Source organism: Methanocorpusculum petauri (genome assembly GCF_026891975.1).
GTDB lineage: Archaea > Halobacteriota > Methanomicrobia > Methanomicrobiales > Methanocorpusculaceae > Methanocorpusculum > Methanocorpusculum petauri.
In genome coordinates this window covers 18,976-37,993 of sequence record NZ_JAPTGB010000004.1, presented here as the reverse complement: position 1 = coordinate 37,993, position 19,018 = coordinate 18,976, and the positions used below count along the sequence as shown (strand labels likewise).

General features: G+C 50.4%; 25 protein-coding genes and 1 pseudogene. 9 read left to right on the top strand and 17 right to left on the bottom strand.

Features of this window, described 5'->3' with window-relative positions; all coding sequences use genetic code 11:
- Nucleotides 1–94: 94 nt before the first annotated feature.
- From O0S10_RS02460 to O0S10_RS02445, 4 genes are read left to right on the top strand one after another with little or no spacing between them, the layout of a single operon-like run.
- A complete protein-coding gene (locus O0S10_RS02460) occupies nucleotides 95–760 on the top strand; it encodes a flavodoxin (protein ID WP_268924315.1) in 666 nt (221 codons plus the stop codon).
- Nucleotides 761–780: 20 nt separating this feature from the next.
- On the top strand, nucleotides 781–1,317 hold the full coding sequence (locus tag O0S10_RS02455) for a flavodoxin family protein (RefSeq protein WP_268924314.1): 537 nt from the start codon (nucleotides 781–783) through the stop codon (nucleotides 1,315–1,317).
- Between the two features lie 11 nt (nucleotides 1,318–1,328).
- Complete coding sequence (locus O0S10_RS02450; RefSeq protein ID WP_268924313.1) at nucleotides 1,329–1,832, top strand: cyclophilin-like fold protein; 504 nt, start codon at nucleotides 1,329–1,331, stop codon at nucleotides 1,830–1,832.
- Nucleotides 1,833–1,842: 10 nt separating this feature from the next.
- The gene (locus O0S10_RS02445) at nucleotides 1,843–2,379 is read left to right on the top strand and encodes a flavodoxin family protein (RefSeq protein ID WP_268924312.1); all 537 of its coding nucleotides are present in this window, start codon (nucleotides 1,843–1,845) and stop codon (nucleotides 2,377–2,379) included.
- A 380-nt stretch (nucleotides 2,380–2,759) separates the two neighbouring features.
- On the opposite strand, the gene O0S10_RS02440 is transcribed toward O0S10_RS02445, so the two are convergent.
- The 6 genes from O0S10_RS02440 to O0S10_RS02415 form a co-directional block, all read right to left on the bottom strand.
- Entirely contained in the window at nucleotides 2,760–3,164 is a 405-nt protein-coding gene (locus tag O0S10_RS02440; RefSeq protein WP_268924311.1) for a hypothetical protein, read from the bottom strand.
- A 174-nt stretch (nucleotides 3,165–3,338) separates the two neighbouring features.
- Nucleotides 3,339–3,881, bottom strand: a complete 543-nt coding sequence (locus tag O0S10_RS02435) for an AMP-binding protein (RefSeq protein WP_268924310.1) — start codon at nucleotides 3,879–3,881, stop codon at nucleotides 3,339–3,341.
- A 21-nt stretch (nucleotides 3,882–3,902) separates the two neighbouring features.
- Complete coding sequence (mutM, locus tag O0S10_RS02430; protein WP_268924309.1) at nucleotides 3,903–4,733, bottom strand: bifunctional DNA-formamidopyrimidine glycosylase/DNA-(apurinic or apyrimidinic site) lyase; 831 nt, start codon at nucleotides 4,731–4,733, stop codon at nucleotides 3,903–3,905.
- Complete coding sequence (locus O0S10_RS02425) at nucleotides 4,711–5,625, bottom strand: radical SAM mobile pair protein B (RefSeq protein WP_268924308.1); 915 nt, start codon at nucleotides 5,623–5,625, stop codon at nucleotides 4,711–4,713. Before O0S10_RS02425 ends, mutM begins: the two co-directional genes overlap by 23 nt.
- Entirely contained in the window at nucleotides 5,618–6,544 is a 927-nt protein-coding gene (locus tag O0S10_RS02420; RefSeq protein ID WP_268924307.1) for a DUF1848 domain-containing protein, read from the bottom strand. Before O0S10_RS02420 ends, O0S10_RS02425 begins: the two co-directional genes overlap by 8 nt.
- A gap of 16 nt (nucleotides 6,545–6,560) precedes the next feature.
- Complete coding sequence (locus tag O0S10_RS02415; RefSeq protein WP_268924306.1) at nucleotides 6,561–7,178, bottom strand: nitroreductase family protein; 618 nt, start codon at nucleotides 7,176–7,178, stop codon at nucleotides 6,561–6,563.
- 333 nt (nucleotides 7,179–7,511) lie between these two features.
- Here O0S10_RS02415 and O0S10_RS02410 point away from each other — a divergent pair, with 333 nt between their 5' ends.
- On the top strand, nucleotides 7,512–7,910 hold the full coding sequence (locus tag O0S10_RS02410; RefSeq protein WP_268924305.1) for a winged helix-turn-helix domain-containing protein: 399 nt from the start codon (nucleotides 7,512–7,514) through the stop codon (nucleotides 7,908–7,910).
- A 58-nt stretch (nucleotides 7,911–7,968) separates the two neighbouring features.
- On the opposite strand, the gene O0S10_RS02405 is transcribed toward O0S10_RS02410, so the two are convergent.
- Complete coding sequence (locus tag O0S10_RS02405; protein WP_268924304.1) at nucleotides 7,969–8,376, bottom strand: nuclear transport factor 2 family protein; 408 nt, start codon at nucleotides 8,374–8,376, stop codon at nucleotides 7,969–7,971.
- 118 nt (nucleotides 8,377–8,494) lie between these two features.
- Here O0S10_RS02405 and O0S10_RS02400 point away from each other — a divergent pair, with 118 nt between their 5' ends.
- The 3 genes from O0S10_RS02400 to O0S10_RS02390 are packed head-to-tail and all read left to right on the top strand — an operon-like array spanning nucleotide 8,495 to nucleotide 10,963.
- Nucleotides 8,495–8,899 (top strand): arsenate reductase/protein-tyrosine-phosphatase family protein, encoded by a 405-nt coding sequence (locus tag O0S10_RS02400; protein ID WP_268924303.1) that lies wholly within the window; start codon nucleotides 8,495–8,497, stop codon nucleotides 8,897–8,899.
- Nucleotides 8,900–8,936: 37 nt separating this feature from the next.
- A complete protein-coding gene (locus O0S10_RS02395; RefSeq protein ID WP_268924302.1) occupies nucleotides 8,937–10,259 on the top strand; it encodes a protoporphyrinogen/coproporphyrinogen oxidase in 1,323 nt (440 codons plus the stop codon).
- Nucleotides 10,256–10,963 carry a glycosyltransferase family 2 protein gene (locus O0S10_RS02390; protein WP_268924301.1) on the top strand — a complete coding sequence of 236 codons (708 nt, stop codon included), beginning with the start codon at nucleotides 10,256–10,258 and terminating at the stop codon, nucleotides 10,961–10,963. Before O0S10_RS02395 ends, O0S10_RS02390 begins: the two co-directional genes overlap by 4 nt.
- 8 nt (nucleotides 10,964–10,971) lie before the next feature.
- Here the strand turns inward: O0S10_RS02390 and O0S10_RS02385 are convergent, their stop codons facing one another.
- The 10 genes and pseudogenes from O0S10_RS02385 to O0S10_RS10550 form a co-directional block, all read right to left on the bottom strand.
- On the bottom strand, nucleotides 10,972–11,628 hold the full coding sequence (locus tag O0S10_RS02385) for a YczE/YyaS/YitT family protein (protein WP_268924300.1): 657 nt from the start codon (nucleotides 11,626–11,628) through the stop codon (nucleotides 10,972–10,974).
- Nucleotides 11,629–11,672: 44 nt separating this feature from the next.
- Nucleotides 11,673–11,795: a hypothetical protein gene (locus tag O0S10_RS02380; RefSeq protein ID WP_268924299.1), complete on the bottom strand. Its 123-nt coding sequence runs from the start codon at nucleotides 11,793–11,795 to the stop codon at nucleotides 11,673–11,675.
- Complete coding sequence (locus O0S10_RS02375) at nucleotides 11,792–13,210, bottom strand: MFS transporter (RefSeq protein WP_268924298.1); 1,419 nt, start codon at nucleotides 13,208–13,210, stop codon at nucleotides 11,792–11,794. The genes O0S10_RS02380 and O0S10_RS02375 overlap by 4 nt, the downstream gene beginning before the upstream one ends.
- A 368-nt stretch (nucleotides 13,211–13,578) precedes the next feature.
- Nucleotides 13,579–14,724, bottom strand: coding sequence for a DUF362 domain-containing protein (locus O0S10_RS02370; RefSeq protein ID WP_268924296.1), 1,146 nt, complete (start codon nucleotides 14,722–14,724; stop codon nucleotides 13,579–13,581).
- Nucleotides 14,721–16,136: an MFS transporter gene (locus O0S10_RS02365; RefSeq protein WP_268924295.1), complete on the bottom strand. Its 1,416-nt coding sequence runs from the start codon at nucleotides 16,134–16,136 to the stop codon at nucleotides 14,721–14,723. The genes O0S10_RS02370 and O0S10_RS02365 overlap by 4 nt, the downstream gene beginning before the upstream one ends.
- Before the next feature lie 83 nt (nucleotides 16,137–16,219).
- A complete protein-coding gene (locus O0S10_RS02360; protein WP_268924294.1) occupies nucleotides 16,220–16,726 on the bottom strand; it encodes a nicotinamide-nucleotide adenylyltransferase in 507 nt (168 codons plus the stop codon).
- Nucleotides 16,723–17,490: a nickel pincer cofactor biosynthesis protein LarB gene (larB, locus tag O0S10_RS02355; RefSeq protein ID WP_268924293.1), complete on the bottom strand. Its 768-nt coding sequence runs from the start codon at nucleotides 17,488–17,490 to the stop codon at nucleotides 16,723–16,725. Before larB ends, O0S10_RS02360 begins: the two co-directional genes overlap by 4 nt.
- Nucleotides 17,491–17,536: 46 nt before the next feature.
- Entirely contained in the window at nucleotides 17,537–18,358 is an 822-nt protein-coding gene (locus O0S10_RS02350) for a DEAD/DEAH box helicase family protein (RefSeq protein WP_268924292.1), read from the bottom strand.
- Nucleotides 18,355–18,552 (bottom strand): annotated as a pseudogene (locus O0S10_RS10555) (DEAD/DEAH box helicase family protein); the annotation flags it as partial. The pseudogene O0S10_RS10555 and the gene O0S10_RS02350, both read right to left, overlap by 4 nt.
- Nucleotides 18,540–18,641 (bottom strand): hypothetical protein, encoded by a 102-nt coding sequence (locus O0S10_RS10550; RefSeq protein ID WP_425438305.1) that lies wholly within the window; start codon nucleotides 18,639–18,641, stop codon nucleotides 18,540–18,542. The gene O0S10_RS10550 and the pseudogene O0S10_RS10555, both read right to left, overlap by 13 nt.
- Here O0S10_RS10550 and O0S10_RS02345 point away from each other — a divergent pair.
- Nucleotides 18,597–19,004 (top strand): hypothetical protein, encoded by a 408-nt coding sequence (locus O0S10_RS02345; RefSeq protein ID WP_268924291.1) that lies wholly within the window; start codon nucleotides 18,597–18,599, stop codon nucleotides 19,002–19,004. The two genes, O0S10_RS10550 and O0S10_RS02345, sit on opposite strands and share 45 nt — an antisense overlap.
- The last annotated feature ends 14 nt before the right edge of the window (nucleotides 19,005–19,018 follow it).

Here is a 19,018-nt window from a genome sequence, read left to right as displayed (position 1 = left end):
TGTCATATGTGTGTGCAATACACATCCCTGTATCTGATCTCTATATTTTATCAGGGAACCAAATATTTTCAGAAAAAAACAGGTGGTTTCATTCATGAAAACGATAGGATTCATCCGTACTCTTGCCGTCCTGCTCCTTGCAGCAGTCCTCATGGCAGGATGTGTCAGCACTCCGTCAGATACCGGCCCGGAAACTGCGGTACCGACACAGACTGCCGTCCTCCGGGCAACTGAACCAACCGTGACGGATACACAAAATATCACCGGCGGAAATGAAACAGCTCCGAAAATTCTGATCGCCTACTTCAGCCGTACCGGCAACACCGAAACAATTGCGAACATGATCGCAGAAGAAACCTCCGGCACACTTTTTGAAATTGTGCCCGAAGTTTCCTACCCCGAAGACTACACAGAATGTACTGAAATCGCCCGGCAGGAGCAGAACGACAACGCCCGTCCGGCACTCGCAACCCATGTGGAAAACATGAATGAGTACGATGTAGTATTTGTCGGTTATCCTATCTGGTGGGGAACGATGCCCATGATGATGTTCACGTTCCTTGAGGAGTACGATCTCGACGGCAAAACGATTGTGCCGTTCTGCACCTCCGGCGGAACCGGCCTTGGCCGCAGTGTTACAGACATCAGAACACTCTGTCCAAATGCGACAATTGCGGACGGGTTCACGGTTGGCGGCAGTAGTGCCGCAGATGCCCGGGACCGGGTGGCAGACTGGATTGCAGATCTTGACCTGGTGTAACGGAAATACGGGTGAATCAGATGAAAAATGTTTTAGTTATTTCAGGAAGCCCGCGGAAAGGCGGCAACTCGGATACACTCTGTGATGCGTTCATCCGCGGAGCGGTTGATGCGGGACACACCGCAGAAAAAATTGTTCTGGCCGATAAAAAGATCGGCTACTGTACAGCGTGCGATTATTGTCAGGCAAACGGCGGGGAGTGCATTCAGGATGATGACATGGCAGAGATTCTCGAAAAGATCATCGCATGCGATGTACTTGTTCTGGCGACGCCGGTGTACTTTTACTCGGTGGATGCCCAGATGAAGACGCTGATCGATCGCGTTTATCCGCGGTACACCGAAGTTTCCGGCAAAGAGATGTATTATATAGTGACCGCAGCGGATACATCAGTTCCGAACATGCAGCGTACGGTTGAATGTTTCCGGGGTTTTGCGGACTGTCTGCCGGATGCGAAGGAGAAAGGGATCATCTACGGTACAGGCGCATGGGCAAAGGGAGATATCAAAACGCTTCCGGCCATGCAGCAGGCGTACGAGATGGGACGGGCTGTCTGAATGGGGAGGAGATGAAAGGCATTTTTGTTCTTCTGCTGGCAGTTGCAGTTCTGTTTCCGGCGTCTGCCGGCTGTGTCAGTCCGGAACAGACGGATGTTCCGACAGCAGAGACAACAAATTCCGCAGAGCCGGAAACCCTCACACCGGAGGAGAACTCTTCGTCACGGATACGCATGAGTTTTGATGGTCATGAGGTCATCGCAGAGCTGTATGAGAATCCGGCCGCAGAGGATCTGCGGTCGATGCTTCCGCTGACGCTGACGTTCCGCGACTATAACGGAACCGAGAAGATTGCCTATCCGCCGAGGACGTTGGATACGACAGATGCTCCCGCAGGATATGATCCGGCAGAAGGAGACATTATGCTGTATGCACCCTGGGGAAACATTGCAATCTTCTATCACGACTCCCCCTACGCTTCCGGGCTTGTGCCACTCGGACACATTACGTCCGGGCTGGAGAATCTGGCCGCGATGGGCGGGGAGTTTTCTGTAACGATTACCGTCGTGGAGTAAGGAGAGTACGATGAGGATTACGGTACTTACCGGAAGCCCGCACCGCAAAGGAACTTCAGCACTTCTTGCCGACCGGTTTATTGCGGGTGCGGAGGAGGCGGGGCATGAAGTGTTCCGGTTCGATGCGGCGTTTGAGGAGGTGCGTCCCTGTCTCGGCTGCGGAAAATGCAGGATTGCGGGAGAGCGGTGTGTGCACCGCGATGCGATGGATGTCCTTCTGCCGCGTCTGGTCGCGGCAGATCTGGTGGTGTTTGCAATGCCTCTGTATTATTTCGGGATGCCGGCATCGCTGAAGGCGGTTGTGGACCGGTTTTATTCGGTGAATTATGCACTGATGGAGAGCAGGAAACGGGCGGTTCTGCTGGTGACGGCAGCCGATGATCGGGAGGAGACGATTGTCCCGCTTCGTTCCCACTACCAAAGGATTCTGTCGTATCTTTCGTGGGAGGATGCGGGTGTTGTTGCGGCTCTCGGTTGTTCGTCCCGTATGAATCTGGAACGGACGAGGTACCCGGAGCAGGCGTATCAGCTCGGGAGATGCTGCTGATCGGTTGTGCGGTGCCCGCGGGTTTGCTCTGCGGTGTCGTACGATCCGTGTACGTGAGAAAAATTTTTGAAAAAAAATTTTTTGAATTTTTTTTTTGAAAATTTTTTTCCAGAGATTTATTTTTGGCCGGCGAAATTTTTTCAGAGTTTTGATTTGAAAAAAGTGGAGATGTCCCGCAAGAATTTTTTATGGTTTTGTTTCCACCGAGGCAGCCCGATCCGTTCCCGCAGTTCATCTGCCTGTTGACGTGGGGAGAGCACGTGCCTCACCACGCCGGGTGGTTTTCCCGGTTGATCCACGATGGTGCAGGAGGAGAATTCCCCGGGGTGGTCGGGCTGATAGCAATTGCGGGAAGTGTACTGCGGGACATGGAGCGTATCTCAGATTCTGTATCCCTGTACCTGATAATACGTGTCGTTCCATTTGATGTACCGTGATGTTACCGGGGATGCGTTGTTTTCCCGATACAGGAAACCAAAGGTGTCGGTGATGGTCATTGCTTCCGCTTCGCTGATACAGCGATCGCCGTACTGGAGAAGGTGGACGGGATTTTTGGTAATGATGATGGATTCTGATGTTTCCAGTGCCCGCTTCAGGGAAGGATGGCGGGCAAGATCATCTGAGGTCACGGTTACGATAACCGCGTTTTCTCCGGGAGGAGAACTGAGAGGCTGTACATTGATTCCCCCTTCCACCGGAATAAACAGGATGCAGATGGTGAGAAGGAGGAGGGCAACTACAAGCAGGGCAACTATGAGTATTGTTTTTTTCTTGTTCAGGTACATTTTGACTCCCCATTTACAAATAAATAGATTCCTTTGTAATACATAATGATGTAATTAAAGACTTTATATCTTCCTTATCTTCTGGGGACGGAATGGCAAGAGCCGCACCATTGAGCAGGCTTGCAAAAACTTCCTCCACAAAAATATCAAAAGAACACACGGAATGTTTCAGCATTATATCATAGTGGTTGGCTTAAATTCATTTGCAAATGCTCTAACATAATGGCAAACATTACGGTTTGTGACGCAAATTCCCTTTGGTCGTCCTGTTGTGCCGGAAGTGTAAAGTACATAGGCGGGAAGTTCGGATTTACCCGTGTCCGTTATCTCTAAAGCAGGGAAATCCCGTCCGCAGATTTCACAATCTGTCAGCCGCACATCAAAGCCGTCCAGTTTATCCATAAAAGACGTTTCGGTAAGGATAAAATCTACCTTTGCTTCCTCCATCATATAACGTATTCTGCCCGTGGGAAAATCCGGCTCTGCCGGAACATATCTTGCACCACATTTTAGTACCGCCAGTATTGCGGCAATCATTTCCACACGATGGCTCATAACAATTCCAACACTGGTTGTTTTCTCTGGAAAGCTCCCCGCTATCAAATCTACAAGATTAGAAAGCTCCCCAAAAGTCATTGTCCTGTCCTTTTCAATAATTGCTGTTTTATTGCTATTTTCTGTAACTACATTTTGAAAAAGTGAATAAACTGTATTCATAAAATCCTCCGTTTTCTATACTTACAAATCCCTTTGGCAGACAGGGCAGTATACACTACCTCTGCCACCAACCACAATACGGCAAAGCGTTTCACCGCATTTCGGACAGGGCTTGCTTTCTTGTCCATAAACTTGTAAAAATGGTGTGTTGCGATAGTCCTGCCCTTTAGTTTCCAAGTAGTCCTCTGGTGTTATTCTGTTCACTTCGATAAAATAAGAAAGACGCTCCGGGATAACAGCAGCAAGGCGTTCCCAATCTTCAATTTTTAAGTTGTTTGCAGGACGTGCCGGGTAAATCCCCGCAGTAAACAAAATTTCGTCAGAATAAATATTGCCAATGCCTGCAATGGCACTCTGATCTAACAGACATTCTTTCACGGCTTTTTTTCGTTTCCCTAAATGGGTATTCAAATATTCGGCGGTAAGTTCCGCATAAAACGGCTCTATGCCTAATTTTTCAACTCCGCTGTATGTGTCGGCTTCGTCCTTTCTAAAAAGCCAGAACCGCCCGAAACGGCGTGTGTCAGAGAAGCGCAATTCCATAGAGTTGCTTAGGCTGAAAATAATATGTGTATGCTTTTCTTCCGGGTAGTCTGCCGGGGTAAGCAAAAGGCAGCCTGTCATTCGTAGGTGTAGTATAATACGGTCATTGCTATTCAGCCAAATTATCAAAAATTTTCCTCTGCGTGTCATGTGAGATATGGTCTGTCCCGTCAGCAACCCGCAAAATTCGTCTGCCGCAGGGTAAGCCACAACTTCCGGGCGTTTTACGGTCACTTTATCAATGACTAGCCCTTGTATCTGTGGTTCAATTACTCTTTTTATCGTCTCAACTTCCGGCAATTCCGGCATGGTTATCACTGTCCTTTCTTGCAGACCTTTTAATCTGTTCATGGTAAAAGTAATTGACAATCACGGGCGGGGCGTTAAAGTCCCGTGTCATACTGTCGTCATTTGTTACATAGTCAAGCCCGATTTCTGCGGCAAAGGCTTTCAGTTCTTTGTCAAGCGTTATCCAATAGCTGCGATCTTTGCAGTCGTATATCGTATGGTATAAAGGGCAAAGCTGTGGATATTTTTCTTTTATGTAGTCCATAATGACAGTTTTATAGCTGCCCCGCAGATTGAGGTTCTCCAACCAGATTAGATTGCATTGTGATATTGCCTGCCGGATAATCGCTTTTATATCTGTAATTCCAGGAAATATCGGGGAAATGAAGCAGGTAGTACGCACACCTGCATGGTAAAACGCTTTCATGGCAGCAAGCCGCCGTTTTATCGAAACGGCATTATCCATATCTGCTCGGAAGTTTTCGTCCAGTGTGTTAACAGACCATGAAACACGAGCATTTGGAAAAGTCTTTATCAAGTCCAAATCACGCAATATCAAATCGGATTTCGTAGCAATGCTTAATTTTGCGCCGCTGCCTTTTAATTGTTCAAGCAAAGCCCTTGTACGCCCATATATTTCTTCCTGTGGATTGTAGGGATCGGTGACAGAACCGATAAACAACTCTTTCCCTTTATATTTTCCGGGGTTTTTAATTTCTTTCCAGTGCTTTACATCTAAGAAAGTCCCCCATTTTTCCGTATGTCCCGTAAACCGTTTCATAAAGGACGCATAACAATATTTGCAAGCGTGGGTACACCCTACATACGGATTTACGGAGTATTCACAAACGGGCAGATTAGATTTTGACAAAATATTGCCCGTTTCAATTTCATTGATAATCGGTTCAGTCATTGCGTTTCTCCTTTTGGAAAGACTTCTGCGCTCCCTGTATGAGAATGTCCTCCGGCTTTACAGAACCTAACAGCAACGGTGAAGCGGGGTCATGGAGCCTGTAATTCTCCCGCGCTTTTTGTGGTTTTGTATTTGCATAGCAATACTTGCAGCCATTCAGACAAGTATCATAAGCCCCTATATCCCGGCTTTCAATACAATGACAACCCTGCCGCATACCTTTGTGCTTCAAGTTCTTAAATGCAACCCCGTTTGCTGTGCCTAAAATATCAAGTGTCATGCAGCCGGACGCATGAATACCGTACTTCGTAAAATCGCCATTTGTTCCGCAAGTCTGAATGGAAATTCCATATTGATTTGCGATTGCGCCCAACCCTTGCGCCAATGCATCCTTATCTTCTTCGGACAGCAGGATAAGTTCTGGCATATTGCTTTCCAACTTCTTATACATTTCAACAAAGCTGAAAATGCAGCGGTCAATATAAGGAGAAAGCACTTTCGCCATGCGTTCAAAGGTTTCTAAATGTTGTTGTACGGTGTATTCTTTTGTCAGCAGAACGGGGTCATATCTCCATGCAATGCGTTGTTTTCCCACCAGTTCAGACAGTTTTATCAAAGTTTCCATACTTTCCTCTATGCCCGGAACACCCGGTTCAATATCCTTTCCATAGGCGGTAATCGTGTAATGGAAATAGGTATTGAAACGGTCTGTAATTTCATGCAGGCGTGGCAGTATGGGCTTATAATTCTTAGAGCAGAAAACAACGCAGTCTACCGTGTCCGGGGTCAACTCATAGCGTGTCACTTTGCTAGGAAATAGTGGGTTTCGTGAAAGTGCATATCCCTCCGAAAAACGGTTTAAGAGCCATTCCGTGTAATATTGGACGGTATCTGTCCGTCCACCAGTATTGATAATCATTTTGTCTACCTCCGTTTTACCATTTACCAAAATGTAAAGTATCACTTGTTTTGCGTTCCACCTGCTCCAAAATAGCAACGTCCTCCATAGGATAGCCAAGACCGATATAGCAGGGTAGTATATAGCCTTTTGGCGCATTAACGGTTTCTGCTACTTGTAAGCCCTCATTTCCCACGGGAATACGCATAGAGCAAGCTAACCCCTCCGCAGTTGCCGCAAGAAATATATTTTCAATGCAACACCACACTGAAGCAAAGGATTTTAAGGCACTGACAGAAGTGCTATGAAACAGGCTGTTTCCTCCCTTGAAAAAAGGAAGTATCACACAACCGCTTTTTGACAACATGGAATATTGTTTAGGCATTGCGTCGGCATACATTTTCTGTTGTAAAGAAGCAGAAGCATTTACATAACGGTTTTCGCCCTGTGCGTCCGCAAAATCTTTGACAAATTGCAAAGCATTTTCCTTTTCTTCCCGCTCCTGTAAAATGACAAACTCCCATTCTCTTTTATGGTTGTGGGTAGGGGCTTGCAATCCGGCGGCAATGATACGCTCCAACACTTCGTTAGAAACCGCAGTTTCTTTCAAATCCCGAATTGTTCGACGTTGGCTAATTACTTGATAAAATTTCATTTTTATGTTTCCCCCATTTCCTGATTTACAAGTTAGGTAAGATTTATTACAAAATAATGTTTTATGCATAATCTGCAACATTATGCATATAACCACGAATTGCCAATGCATTATCATGTGTTGCATCTCCATTGTATGCTGGAACGGAGGATGAAAAATCCCACTGAGTTGTGTCTCCTAAATACATACCACTCATTACTGTCATATGCCTAAGTGGCGGTACTAAATCCCACCACTCATATGACAACTCATGAGTTGCCAAGAATATGTGTCCAATTTCATGAATAAAATTGTATATTCGAGACTTCCGATCCCCATTATAATAAATATCAAATGAGTTTGAATCAGCAGCCATTTGAGACCATGTATGTCTTCCCGGAACTCCCGACATACCGCGGGCATACCCACTACTTTGCCGGAGGAGAAAACTTTGTCAAGACCGAACGGCTGATGTACATCATCATCTCTCAGGAAAAGGAAAAACAGGCGATAACGATCATCCTGAACCACCCCGGCGTCACCAAACAGGAACTCGCCGGAAAACTCCGGATCAGCCTTACCGCCTGCAACTGGCATCTCCGGCGATTCCTTGATGATGGAATGATCATGATCGTATTTGACGGTGTGCACAACAAGTACCGGCTGACCAATGAAGCAGAAACCGCATGCAAAAAGATCATCCCCAACCGGACAACTACCGCAGGTTCCGACAACCCCGCATCCGGACAATAGATGCCGAAATATCCGGTGAACACAAATCCCTGCTGACTTATCTCAGGATAGCAGTGTCTCACGCATGATAGGGATAACCAAGCGACATATGAATCTGCGCAAACTCCCACGCATGCCCCGTGCCGCGAAGAACCGCCGTAAACCGGCAGGGCGTCTCATGCACAGCACCGCTTCCGGCTGTACTCAGCAGCATACAGGAAACTGAGAGCCAGGCAATAACACCCTCACTTTTGATCTCCGCATCCGCAAACCGGATGCCCCCGGTTTTATAGCGATCAAAGTTTTTCCGCATCGCATGAAGAAAACTCTCACGACCTGAGAGAAACTCCTCCGTCCGGCAGCCGTACATAACGACATCTGCGGCGAGAAGTTCGGAAAGCGCTTCGGCGTTATGATCATTGTACGCGGTCTGATACCGGTTGAGGAGATCGGTTATCTGTGCTTTGGTTTGTGCGGAGACAGGCATGATGTACTATAATAGTTGGCGGGATGACGTGATGGGTTTTTCTGAAAACAACCCTCTGTTCACAAATCTACGGAGTACACCATCTTCATCACCCAACAACACAAAACAGATATCCCGTATGCCTGCAATCCTCTTCCTCTGCACCTACAACTCCGTCCGCTCCCAGATAGCCGAAGGCGTCTGCCGGATGCTCCATCCCGGCTGGGACATTTACTCCGCAGGAATCGCACGGGGAACCATCTCCCCCCGCGTCCTGCACATCCTCAAAGAAACCGGCTGTGACTGTTCCGGCATGTACGCAAAACACCTCACTGAACTACCCGGCCGGCAGTATGACGCGATCATTGTCCTCTGTGACAACGCCTGGGGAGCACGGGAACAGTTCCCGAAAACAGAACATCTGATCTACCATCCGGTTCGATCACCCGAACCGGGGATCGGCGGTGACGAACTTGCCGGCTACCGGCAGCTGCGGGAAGAACTCAAAGAGTGGATGAAAAAAGCACTCGCATCCAACACCTAACCACATATTATATTCTTCCAAAACACACTATATTAGCGTGAAGTGGGCTATTCTCGGCGGAGGCTTAACCGGTGTTACGCTTGCCCGTCTCCTCAGTGATTACGGAGACGACGTAACGGTTCTGGAAAAAGAATCAAAGATCGGAGGTCTCTGCCAATCGGAAACACGCAACGGATTTACCTTTGACACTGGCGGATCACACATCATCTTCTCCCGGGACACCGAAGTTCTTGAGTTCATGCACCGCGTGCTTGCAGAAAACCGCGACATCCGGAACCGTAATACCAAAATCTACTACAAACAAAAATACATCAAATACCCCTTTGAAAACGGCCTCGCAGAACTCCCCAAAGACGACCTCTTCTTCTGCATCAATGAATACATCAAAAACCTCATCGCCGTGGAAAAGGGAGAAGTTCCCGAACCCCGGAACTTCCGCGACTGGATCTACGCAACCTTCGGCAAAGGAATCGCCGAGTGTTACCTCGTGCCCTACAATGAAAAGATCTGGAACTACCCGACCGTTCAGATGTCCAAACACTGGATGGACGGCAGAGTTCCCCGCCCGCCGGTCGAAGACATCATCAAATCCGCCATCGGTATTGAAACCGAAGGATACACCCATCAGGCAGTATTTTCCTACCCCATTGACGGCGGCATTGAAGCACTCGTCCGGGCGATTGCCGCTCCCGTCACCGATCATATCAGAACAAACTTCACTGTAACCACCGTCCGGAAAACCGCAGACGGATGGGAGATCGGAAACGGCAGCGAAACCATCACCGCAGACCGCATCATCTCAACTATTCCCTTACAGGTTCTCCTGCCCATGCTCGCAGACGTTCCGGAAAACGTCCGGGACGCCTGCGACGCACTCCGCTACAACTCCATCGCCTGCGTCAGTATCGGATTTAAAGGGACGCTCCCCGATATCTCCTGGATGTATGTTCCCGAAAATGAATGGGGAATGTTCAACCGCCTCTCCTTCCCTTCCAACTTCTCGCACCATGTGGCACCGGAAGGCTGCGCCGCAGTCCTTGCCGAGATCACCTACAACGAAGGCGACGACGTCGCGAAGATGACCGACGGGGAACTTGCGGCACATACCGTTGACGGGCTCGTCCGCATGGGAATCATTCCGTCCGCAGACGCAGTCATTCACACCGCAGTTGATCACTTCAAATTCGCCTACGTTGTCTATGACCTCGACTATCTCACAAACATCAAAACCGTCCGCGAGTACCTCGAAGAAACTGCGGAAATCGATCTCGTCGGAAGATTCTCCCAGTTTGAGTATCTGAACATGGACGGATGTATCCGCAGCGTTCTTGACTACGTCCGAAACCGGGAAAATGCATGATATCCGTAATCGTTCCCACATTCAATGAGGAGGAGGGAGTTGAAGCCTGCCTCAAAAGTCTCTGCGACCAGACCCTGCCCCGCGACCAGTACGAAATCATCGTGGTTGACGGCAACTCCAAGGACAAAACCCGCGAGATTGCAGAAAAATACGCGGACAAAGTGTTCATCCAGACAAGCAAAAAAGTCGGCGGCGCCCGCAATGACGGAGCGATGGCCGCGAAGTACGACATTCTTGCAACCACCGATGCAGACTGTTTCCTCCCCCGCGACTGGCTGGAAAAAGTTCTGGCAGATTTTGCAAAATATCCTGATGCATCCACCATCTACGGCATCGTGTACCCGCTTGAACCGGGAATCAAACACAAACTCTCACTGCTCGGCTACAACATCGTGTCCCGGCTCGGCTACTGGACGGGGACGATCTACATGACGCTCGGCTGCAACACAGCGTTCCGAAAGGATCTGTTCATCAAAGCCGGGATGTACATCACCGCGGACGCAGGCGACGACTTTGAAATCGCCCGCCGGATGAAAAAGTACGGGCGGGTTCGGCTGGACACAAATCTGAAGGTAGGATTTTCGATGCGGCGGTACATTGAGTTCGGCGCAATGAAATCGATTTACCAGTGGCTGTACATCGTGGCGCACGGCGGGTCGTCGGAGAAGTACCAGTACGCCGGAAAAGAGTACGGCAAAAAATAATCTTTTTTTCATTCGGTCAGTCGGCGTTCAAGTGGTCTGATCACTCTGTTGACTGATTTTGCCACAAGTCCTACGCAGATTGCGGCGGCTACCGTTCCTTCCCGGACACCGAACAGTCCGCCAAGGAATAGAAAGGAGAGCAGAACCGCAACAATCACCAGTGATACATCAATGATGACTTTCATGCTGCCGAATTTGATCGGCAGAACCGTGCAGAGGGAGAGGATGAGTCCTTCGCCCGGCAGCGGGATGAGGTTTGCGGTGACCTCGAAGCTGACGCCGATACCGAGGATAAGGATACCGGCAATGCAGATAAGCCACTGCTGCCCGTAGTCTGCATAGGTAAGGCCGCCGAGCGCCCAGAGAAAGAGGTCAATGAGCCAGCCGAAGAGGATGACAACGGCAAGCTGTAAGAACTGGACGGCATGGAACTGCCGCCGCATGATGAGAACTTCTCCCAGAAGCAGAAAGGCATTGATGAGAATAGTTGCGGTGCCCACACTTATTGCGGAGATGAGGCTTACGACGTAGGGGGTACTGGAGATGGGAGACGTCCCCAGATCTGCTTTGATGGAAAGGGCAACGCCGAGCGCCATGACGGCAAGACCGAAACAGAGAAGAAGAGATCGTTTGAGGAGTGGTTTTCCGGAGAGTGGTTCTGTCATGCGTTCGCTCTGGTGTGTTGGGATAGGTTTGGAGTTTTGGGGATTTACGTGTTGTTTATCATTGGGGAGAGACGAATTATTGGTTTCGGCGGCAGATCTCCGGCAACGGCTGCCCGTGTCAGCATCACGATCATACGAACCGCAGGTGCTGCACCGACAACCGTCATTTCTCTCCTCTCATTTTTTGTTCACGGACAACTGCCGACAAAATCACGGAAAGGACCGCAGGGATCAGTCCGATAAGAATGGCAAAGTGAAATCCTGACAGAACCTGTGCGGGATCCAGATCCTGAAACGCTCCGACCCCGCCGGACTGCGATGTTGCAAGGGTAAACAACATTGCATACAGTGCAGTTCCGACAACACTGCCAAGATAGATACTGGTCACCATCAGAGATGACCCTGTTCCCTGCTCCCCTTTGGGAACATTTTCCACAATCCTGCCCGCAGCCGTTCCTCCGGCAAGACCCCAGACAACTCCCATCAGTCCCAGAGCAGAAATAAGCGGTATAAGTCCCATCTCTGGTAATATCACTGCAAATATCACATTAAATGCCACTAATGCAAGACATGCCCCAATTGCAAACCGTCTCCGCCCAACTCTGTCCGACCATTTTCCGATGGGAATTCCAAGGATTGCAGTTAAAACCGGAGGTATAAACAGAAACAGACCGATTGTCATGATATCAAACTGCATATTTGCAAGCAGATAAAACGGCAGAAGGTACAACGCACCGGTATACACTGCATTCATGATAAAATATGCCGCAAGAACTGCATCAAACCGCCAGAGGGAAAACACGCGGACATTGACGATCGGCGTTTTGCACGAAAGTTCCCGTACCACAAACAGCAGGGCAAACAGTCCTGCCAGCACAAAACTGATCAGAATCTGCGGATGGTAAATCCCAAGATGCGGCAGGCATTCCAGTGCATAAATACCAAATATCATCATGGCAAACAGAAACACTGCCCCGGCAAAATCAAACGACCTCTTCAGAACAAGGCAGTCTTTTTTTGGTATCACCATCAGGGAAAACGGAATTGCAATGATACCTATTGGAATATTGATAAGAAAAATCCAGTGCCAGGAAAGATAGTGCGTGAGAATGCCGCCAATGGCGGGACCCGCAGCACAACCAACCGAACTTGCCATGGTTATAACACCCAGACCCAGACCAAGTATCTTTCCCGGAAGACACAGGACGCAAAGCATCGGGGCAGTTGCGGCAATCATCGCAGCCCCGATTCCCTGAAAAAGCCTTGCTCCCAACAGCACAAATAAATCCGGAGAACATCCGCAGATAGCAGAACCAACAATAAAGATGGTAAAACCACCGATGAACACTTTACGGATGTAACCGCGTTCGGCAAGTTTTCCAAACATCATCAGGAGTCCGGCCATCATTAAAAAATATGTAATGCTGACCCAGGCTATAGTCTCCGCATCTGTACCGAAATCAGCAGCCATAACCGGCAGGGCAACATTGACGATTGATCCATCAAAACTGTCCATGACAACACTGATTGCGATCGCCACAAGGAGGAGCTTTTGACGAACCGGAGACTCAATAACGTTCATGAAAAGTGCTCAGCCCATATTCCGGAGAGAGGGTGCTTTTTGGTGCCCGGCAACTGAGAAAATAGATAAAATCTCTAAAATTTGCGGCATACAGGAAAATACTGTCTCAGAGATCACCTGTATAGACACGGTGCCGGCAGATTGACAGAACATTACCAATCGGTTTCTCTGGCCATAACATAATGATGTTGAACACAGACTGACACCGCATTTCAGCAAACCGCCCATATACAGCACATTTCCGGAAAGTCCACGTTGTGCAGAATACTACTGCACGGGAACAGATCAGATACCATACGTTGGGAGATTATCTGGGGAAAACCGTATTTTTCTCTCAGGACGAGGCAATTTGTTCTGCTATATTTCATTTAGTGCAAAAAAGAATGAAGCAGTCTTCCGGCCACACCCCGCTTCAGATCAATCGCCCGCATCTGACACATTTCATGACAGCAGTAACAGCGAATACACCGTGAACGATCAAACACCGCCTTTCCGTCCGCAAGTCGAACGGCATCTTTCGGGCAGATGCGGACGCACTGTCCGCATCCTGTGCACCGTGCAGGGACCGCATACGGTGCGGGTGCATAGATGCGTCCGGTCTTCTGTATGCGGGAAAGTACCCTGCGGCGAAACGCAGTATTTTTCTGCGGCCCGGCATAGGTTGGCGGCAGTGAAAAACCCGTGACCGGCACAACTACATCGCCCTCCTCTTTCACAGAATCCAGCAGGCCGCGCCGCTTCGCAGACACGGTTGTTCCAATCTGATCCGGATCCATGCCGATCAGCCGCTGCGCCGAGACATCCAGTGCATACACCGAACGGGAAGCCAACACATATCCGCAGAACTTCGGATCACCCCCCATAGGCCCGTTTCCCTCCATCCCGAAGACCGCATCCATTACCACAAAATCCACACACACCAGCTCGTTTAAGTCCACCAACATCTCCGAAAAATCCTCCTGTGCGGGAAACCGCGAATGAAATACCGGTTTGTCCAGACCCGGTACCACCCCGAAGGTATTCTTCACGCCGCCGGAGAACTTCGTAAACATATGCGTCTTGAGTTTGCAGACCGAGATGATTACATCCGCATCGCGAACAGGATTGATAACGGAAAACCGTTTCATTACCACCCCGTCCGGACAGGAAACTTCCGTTGATCCCGTATCAAACGAAAGTTCCGCGCCCGTCTCCTCCGCAACCCGCACCATTCCGGAACGTTCATAGATGCGCCGCAGGGTTCTGGGTGTGTACAGATGTCCCGCACCCGGACTATCCGCAATAATCGGAATGCCGCCGGCATTCCGCACCATCCGGCAGACCGCATACACCATCTCCGGATGCGTTGTCGCTGCCGAATCCGGACCGGTATCCGACAACAGATTCGGTTTGATCAGAACACGTTTTCCCGCAACCGGCGGCAGACCGCCGGCAGCGGCTGTCGCTTTCGCGACAGCCGCGGTGACTGCATCGCGGTCATACGAACCACAGCGTGCCGCACCGACAACCGTCATGTCAGTTCCCGGCTTTTTGGTTCACGAACCAGGGCCGACAGAATCACTGCCAGTACCGCAAGACCGATTCCCGCAAGAATCGTGAAGTGGAAGCCCGCCATAAACGTTGCCAGCGGAAGATCAGCAAACGCGATAACCGTTCCGTCCGGCGACGTCGCGAAGGTAAAGATCGTCGCATAGAGAGCTGTTCCGACAACACTGCCAAGGTAGATGCAGACCGCCATCAGAGATGAACCTGTTCCCCGCTCGCCTTCCGGCGCATTCTCCACAATCCGGCTCGCCGCAGGACCGCCTGCGAGACCCCAGAGAATACCCATCAGCACCAGAGCGCAGAGCAGAGGCAAAATCCCCATCTCCGGGAAAATCACCGCGTAGATCAGATTGAACAGCACCAGAACGATGCAGGCCCCAATCGAAAAACTCCGGCGGCCTGTCCGGTCTGACCATTTGCCGATAGGAATTCCGAGAATCGCGGTTAACGCAGGAGGAATCAGCAGATACATCCCGCTTACCGCTGTGTCAAACTGCATTCCGGTGCTGAGATAGAACGGCAGGAGATACAAAACTCCCATATACACCACGTTGATGATCAGAAACGCAACCACAACCGCCGAGAACCGCCATGCAGCAAACACCCTGACATTGATCAGCGGAGTTTCACACCGCAGTTCCCGGAATGCAAACAGCACGGCAAACAGTACGCAGAGAACTGCACAGACCAGAATCTGCGGGTTGGTTGTTCCCAGATGCGGCAGCCGTTCCAGTGCGTAGATACCGAACGCCATCATGGAGAACAGCAGGATTGCTCCCATGAGGTCGAAGGGTTTCTTCTCGGCCGGACCGTCTTTGGGGATCACCCGCAGGGCAAACGGAACTGCGGCGATGCCGATCGGGATGTTGATTAAGAAGATCCAATGCCAGGAGAGGTAATGCGTGAGAATTCCGCCGAGTGCCGGACCCGCGGCGAATCCGATCGAGCTTGCCATCGTGAGAACACCAAGGGCAAGGCCGAGCATCTTTGCCGGAAGACATTTGACGCAGAGCATGGGAGCGGCAGCTGCGATCATCGCAGCGCCGACACCCTGAAACATGCGGGCGGCAAGAAGCCAGAAAAGATCCGGCGAGAGACCGCAGACCGCCGAGCCCGCGGTGAAGATGACAAATCCTCCGACGAATATTTTGCGGATGTGACCGCGGTCGGAGAGTTTGCCAAAGACAAGAAGGAATCCTGCCATCATCAGCAGATAGGTGATGACAACCCAGGCGATGGTTCCGGTATCGGTGCCGAAGTCTGCGGCGATGACCGGCAGAACAACGTTGACGATGGAGCCGTCAAGGCCGTCCATGACAACGCCGATGGCAACGGCGGCGAGGAGAAGTTTCTGATAAAGGGGATTTTCAATGACATTCATAGGAGGTGACCACCGCAATTTTCGATTCAGATCTGTGCTGTCTGTATCCTCATATAGCTTTCCGTCACAAAATCCAAAAAAAGTTAGTCGGTCTTTGCAATCTGCTGCATGCGTTCGATGCCGTGAATCTCACGAATGACGTCTGCAACCTCAGGGGGGACGCACTCTTCCCATGCTTCGCCTGCAACCATGCGGGCACGGATGGCGGTGCCGGAAAGGGTTTCCCGCCGGTACATGGGAGGCGAGGTGACACGGATGCCTGCTTCGCGGAAGAGCTCGATGACGAGGGGATTTCCGGTATAGACGATGTCAAACGGCGGAGTCATGGATTTGACGTGGGCAACCCAGAGTGCGTTTCGCTTGACATCCTCTAACGGAATTATATAGACCGGGATTTTGATGTCTTTGAGGGCACGGCTGATCATGAGCACCCGTTCACCTGCGGTGAACGGGTGACGAAGGTCGTGGCTGATCTCGGCACTGCCGATACCGATGATGAGTTCATCGACTTCATCCGCGATGCGTTCGATGACGGATTTGTGCCCGTTGTGATACGGCTGGAATCTTCCGACGTACAGGCCGCGTTTCATTTTTTTCCTCCGATGAGTGCTGCGGTGCGGGCAGCGACCGCTCCCGCGGTGAATCCTGCGTCAATGTTGACGACCGTTATTGCGGCGCAGGACTGGAGCATGGAGGCAAGCGCCGCTTCGCCGTGACCCATATAGCCGTAGCCGGTACTGACGGGGACGCCGATGACCGGTTTGTTGACGAGGCCCGCAACGACAGAGGGAAGGGTTCCTTCGCGGCCTGCACAAACAACGTAGATGTCTGCGTCCCGGAGCTTTTCCAGTGCCGGAAAGAGGCGGTGGATTCCTGCAACACCCACGTCGTATGTCGTCAGAACAGATGCCCCCATTTCTTCGGCGATGGCACGGGCTTCTTCGGCGACACGGATGTCGGAGGTTCCGGCAGTTACGACTGCAACCGTTCCGCCCGAAGGGGCAGGAACGGTACCGTCCGAGAGGATGAGGATGCGGCAGATCTCTCGGTAGTCGGCGGTGATGCCGTCCGGGAGATGCGCGAGGACGGCCTGTACCTGTTCGGGGCTGATGCGGCTTGCGAGAACCCGGCCTGCGGCCCGGACGTAACTGTACATGATTTTGACCAGCGAGTCGGTGTCTTTTCCTTCGGCTAAGACGACCTCCGGGATGCCGCACCGTTCTGCCCGGTTCAGATCGAGGTTGGCAACTTCATCCACGGGAAGACTGCTGATAAGCTGTTCGGCTGCGGCAGGGTCGAGCGTGCCGCATCTGACCTGCTCAAGGATTTCCGGGAGGGTGTGGTGATCCGGCATTGTTGTACTGGTATAGTAGGGCGGCGGGAGATATTAGGGTGATGGACTACGCGGTTCTGGCATTCGCGTTGATCTTTTCGATGGTATGGAAAATACCATACCAAAGATCCGTGTTTTCAGAAAATAATTCGTTCACAGTCCCCTGATCGGTGAATGGTGCTCCTTGCAGAACGGAGAGATCGGTTATCATACCACATCTGACAATGTACCCGACGATCCGGTTGAGGAAGTATATCTGCTGCTGTGTAAGCCGCGAGTCCTGCAGATAAAGGGAGATTGCTTCTTTTGCGGATTCTTTGACGAAGATTTCATAGATCTTTTCGACGTGGGCATGGTTTTTGGCGAAGATGATGGTTTTTTCGATTGTACTCCCGTAACCGACTTTTATGCCGTGGGTTAAGAGAGTGGCAAGGATTTCTTTGATGGTGTCAGCGTTGAAGATCCAGTCATTGAGGGCTGAGCTTTCAATTGCTTCGGGAAGTTCACCGTTTTCGTCGAGAAAGAGTTTTTCGTACTCCTCTTTTTCTTCGGCGGTGAGTTCGTCGTAGATGATTCCTTCGGTGAGGAATTTGAGTTTTGTTTCGATAGAGACGAAGTCAACGAGGTAGCCATCGGAAACCGCTTGGGCAAGGTCATAGCCGTAGGTGGGAATTCCTGATTCGAGGCGGAATGTTTCATAGGTGTTTTTGTCGATTTCATCTTTGAGGGTTACGGTGAGGCCGATAAGGTGGGCGTCGAAGTAGGTGAAGATGTCTTTGTATTTGTTGTAGATGCTGCGGTGTGCTTCGTCGATGATGATGAGGTCAAAGTGACCGCAGGTGAAAAGTTTGCCACCGTCTTCGTCGCGGACAGCGTCGATAGCGTTCATCTGGTCTGATAGGTGGAAAATATTGCCCGTGCGATTGTGACATTTTTGTCCTCACAGAGGTTAACGGTGACAAGGTCGGGGAGGTGGTTGGTGAAGGTACTTTTTGCCTGTCTGACGAGCTGGGTCCTGTCTACTAAGAAGAGGATGTTTTTGATCCATCCGTTTCGGAGGAGGAGGTCAGTTAAGGCGATGACGGTCCTGGTTTTTTTCCGCTGCCGGTTGCCATGACAAGGAGAGCATGTCTGCGGTTTTGTTTTCCGAATGCTTCGGCTACTGCGGTGATTGCTTCTTTTTGATAGTATCGTCCGGCAATGGTTTCGTTGATGGTGATGTGTTCGAGAGTGGTTTTTTGCGTGTGTTTGTTGTGTTCTTTCCGGAGATCGGATTTTGCGTAGATGCCGGAGACCGGACGTTCGGGGTAGTACTTATCGTCCCAGATGCGGGTATCAAAACCGTTGGTGAGGAAGATGACTGGTCTGACACCGAATTAAACGGGATTTTTCGGCTGCTTCGGCTGTCTGGAGGAAATCTTGGTACTGCGGGGGTTGATTGTCGGATGCGGGAGGTATTGTGTTTTGAATGTTTTTGGTATTTGTTGCGAGAGAGGTTAAAGGCTTTGGGTGGATGGGTCGTGTGTTTTTCGTGAGTTGGGTATTACTA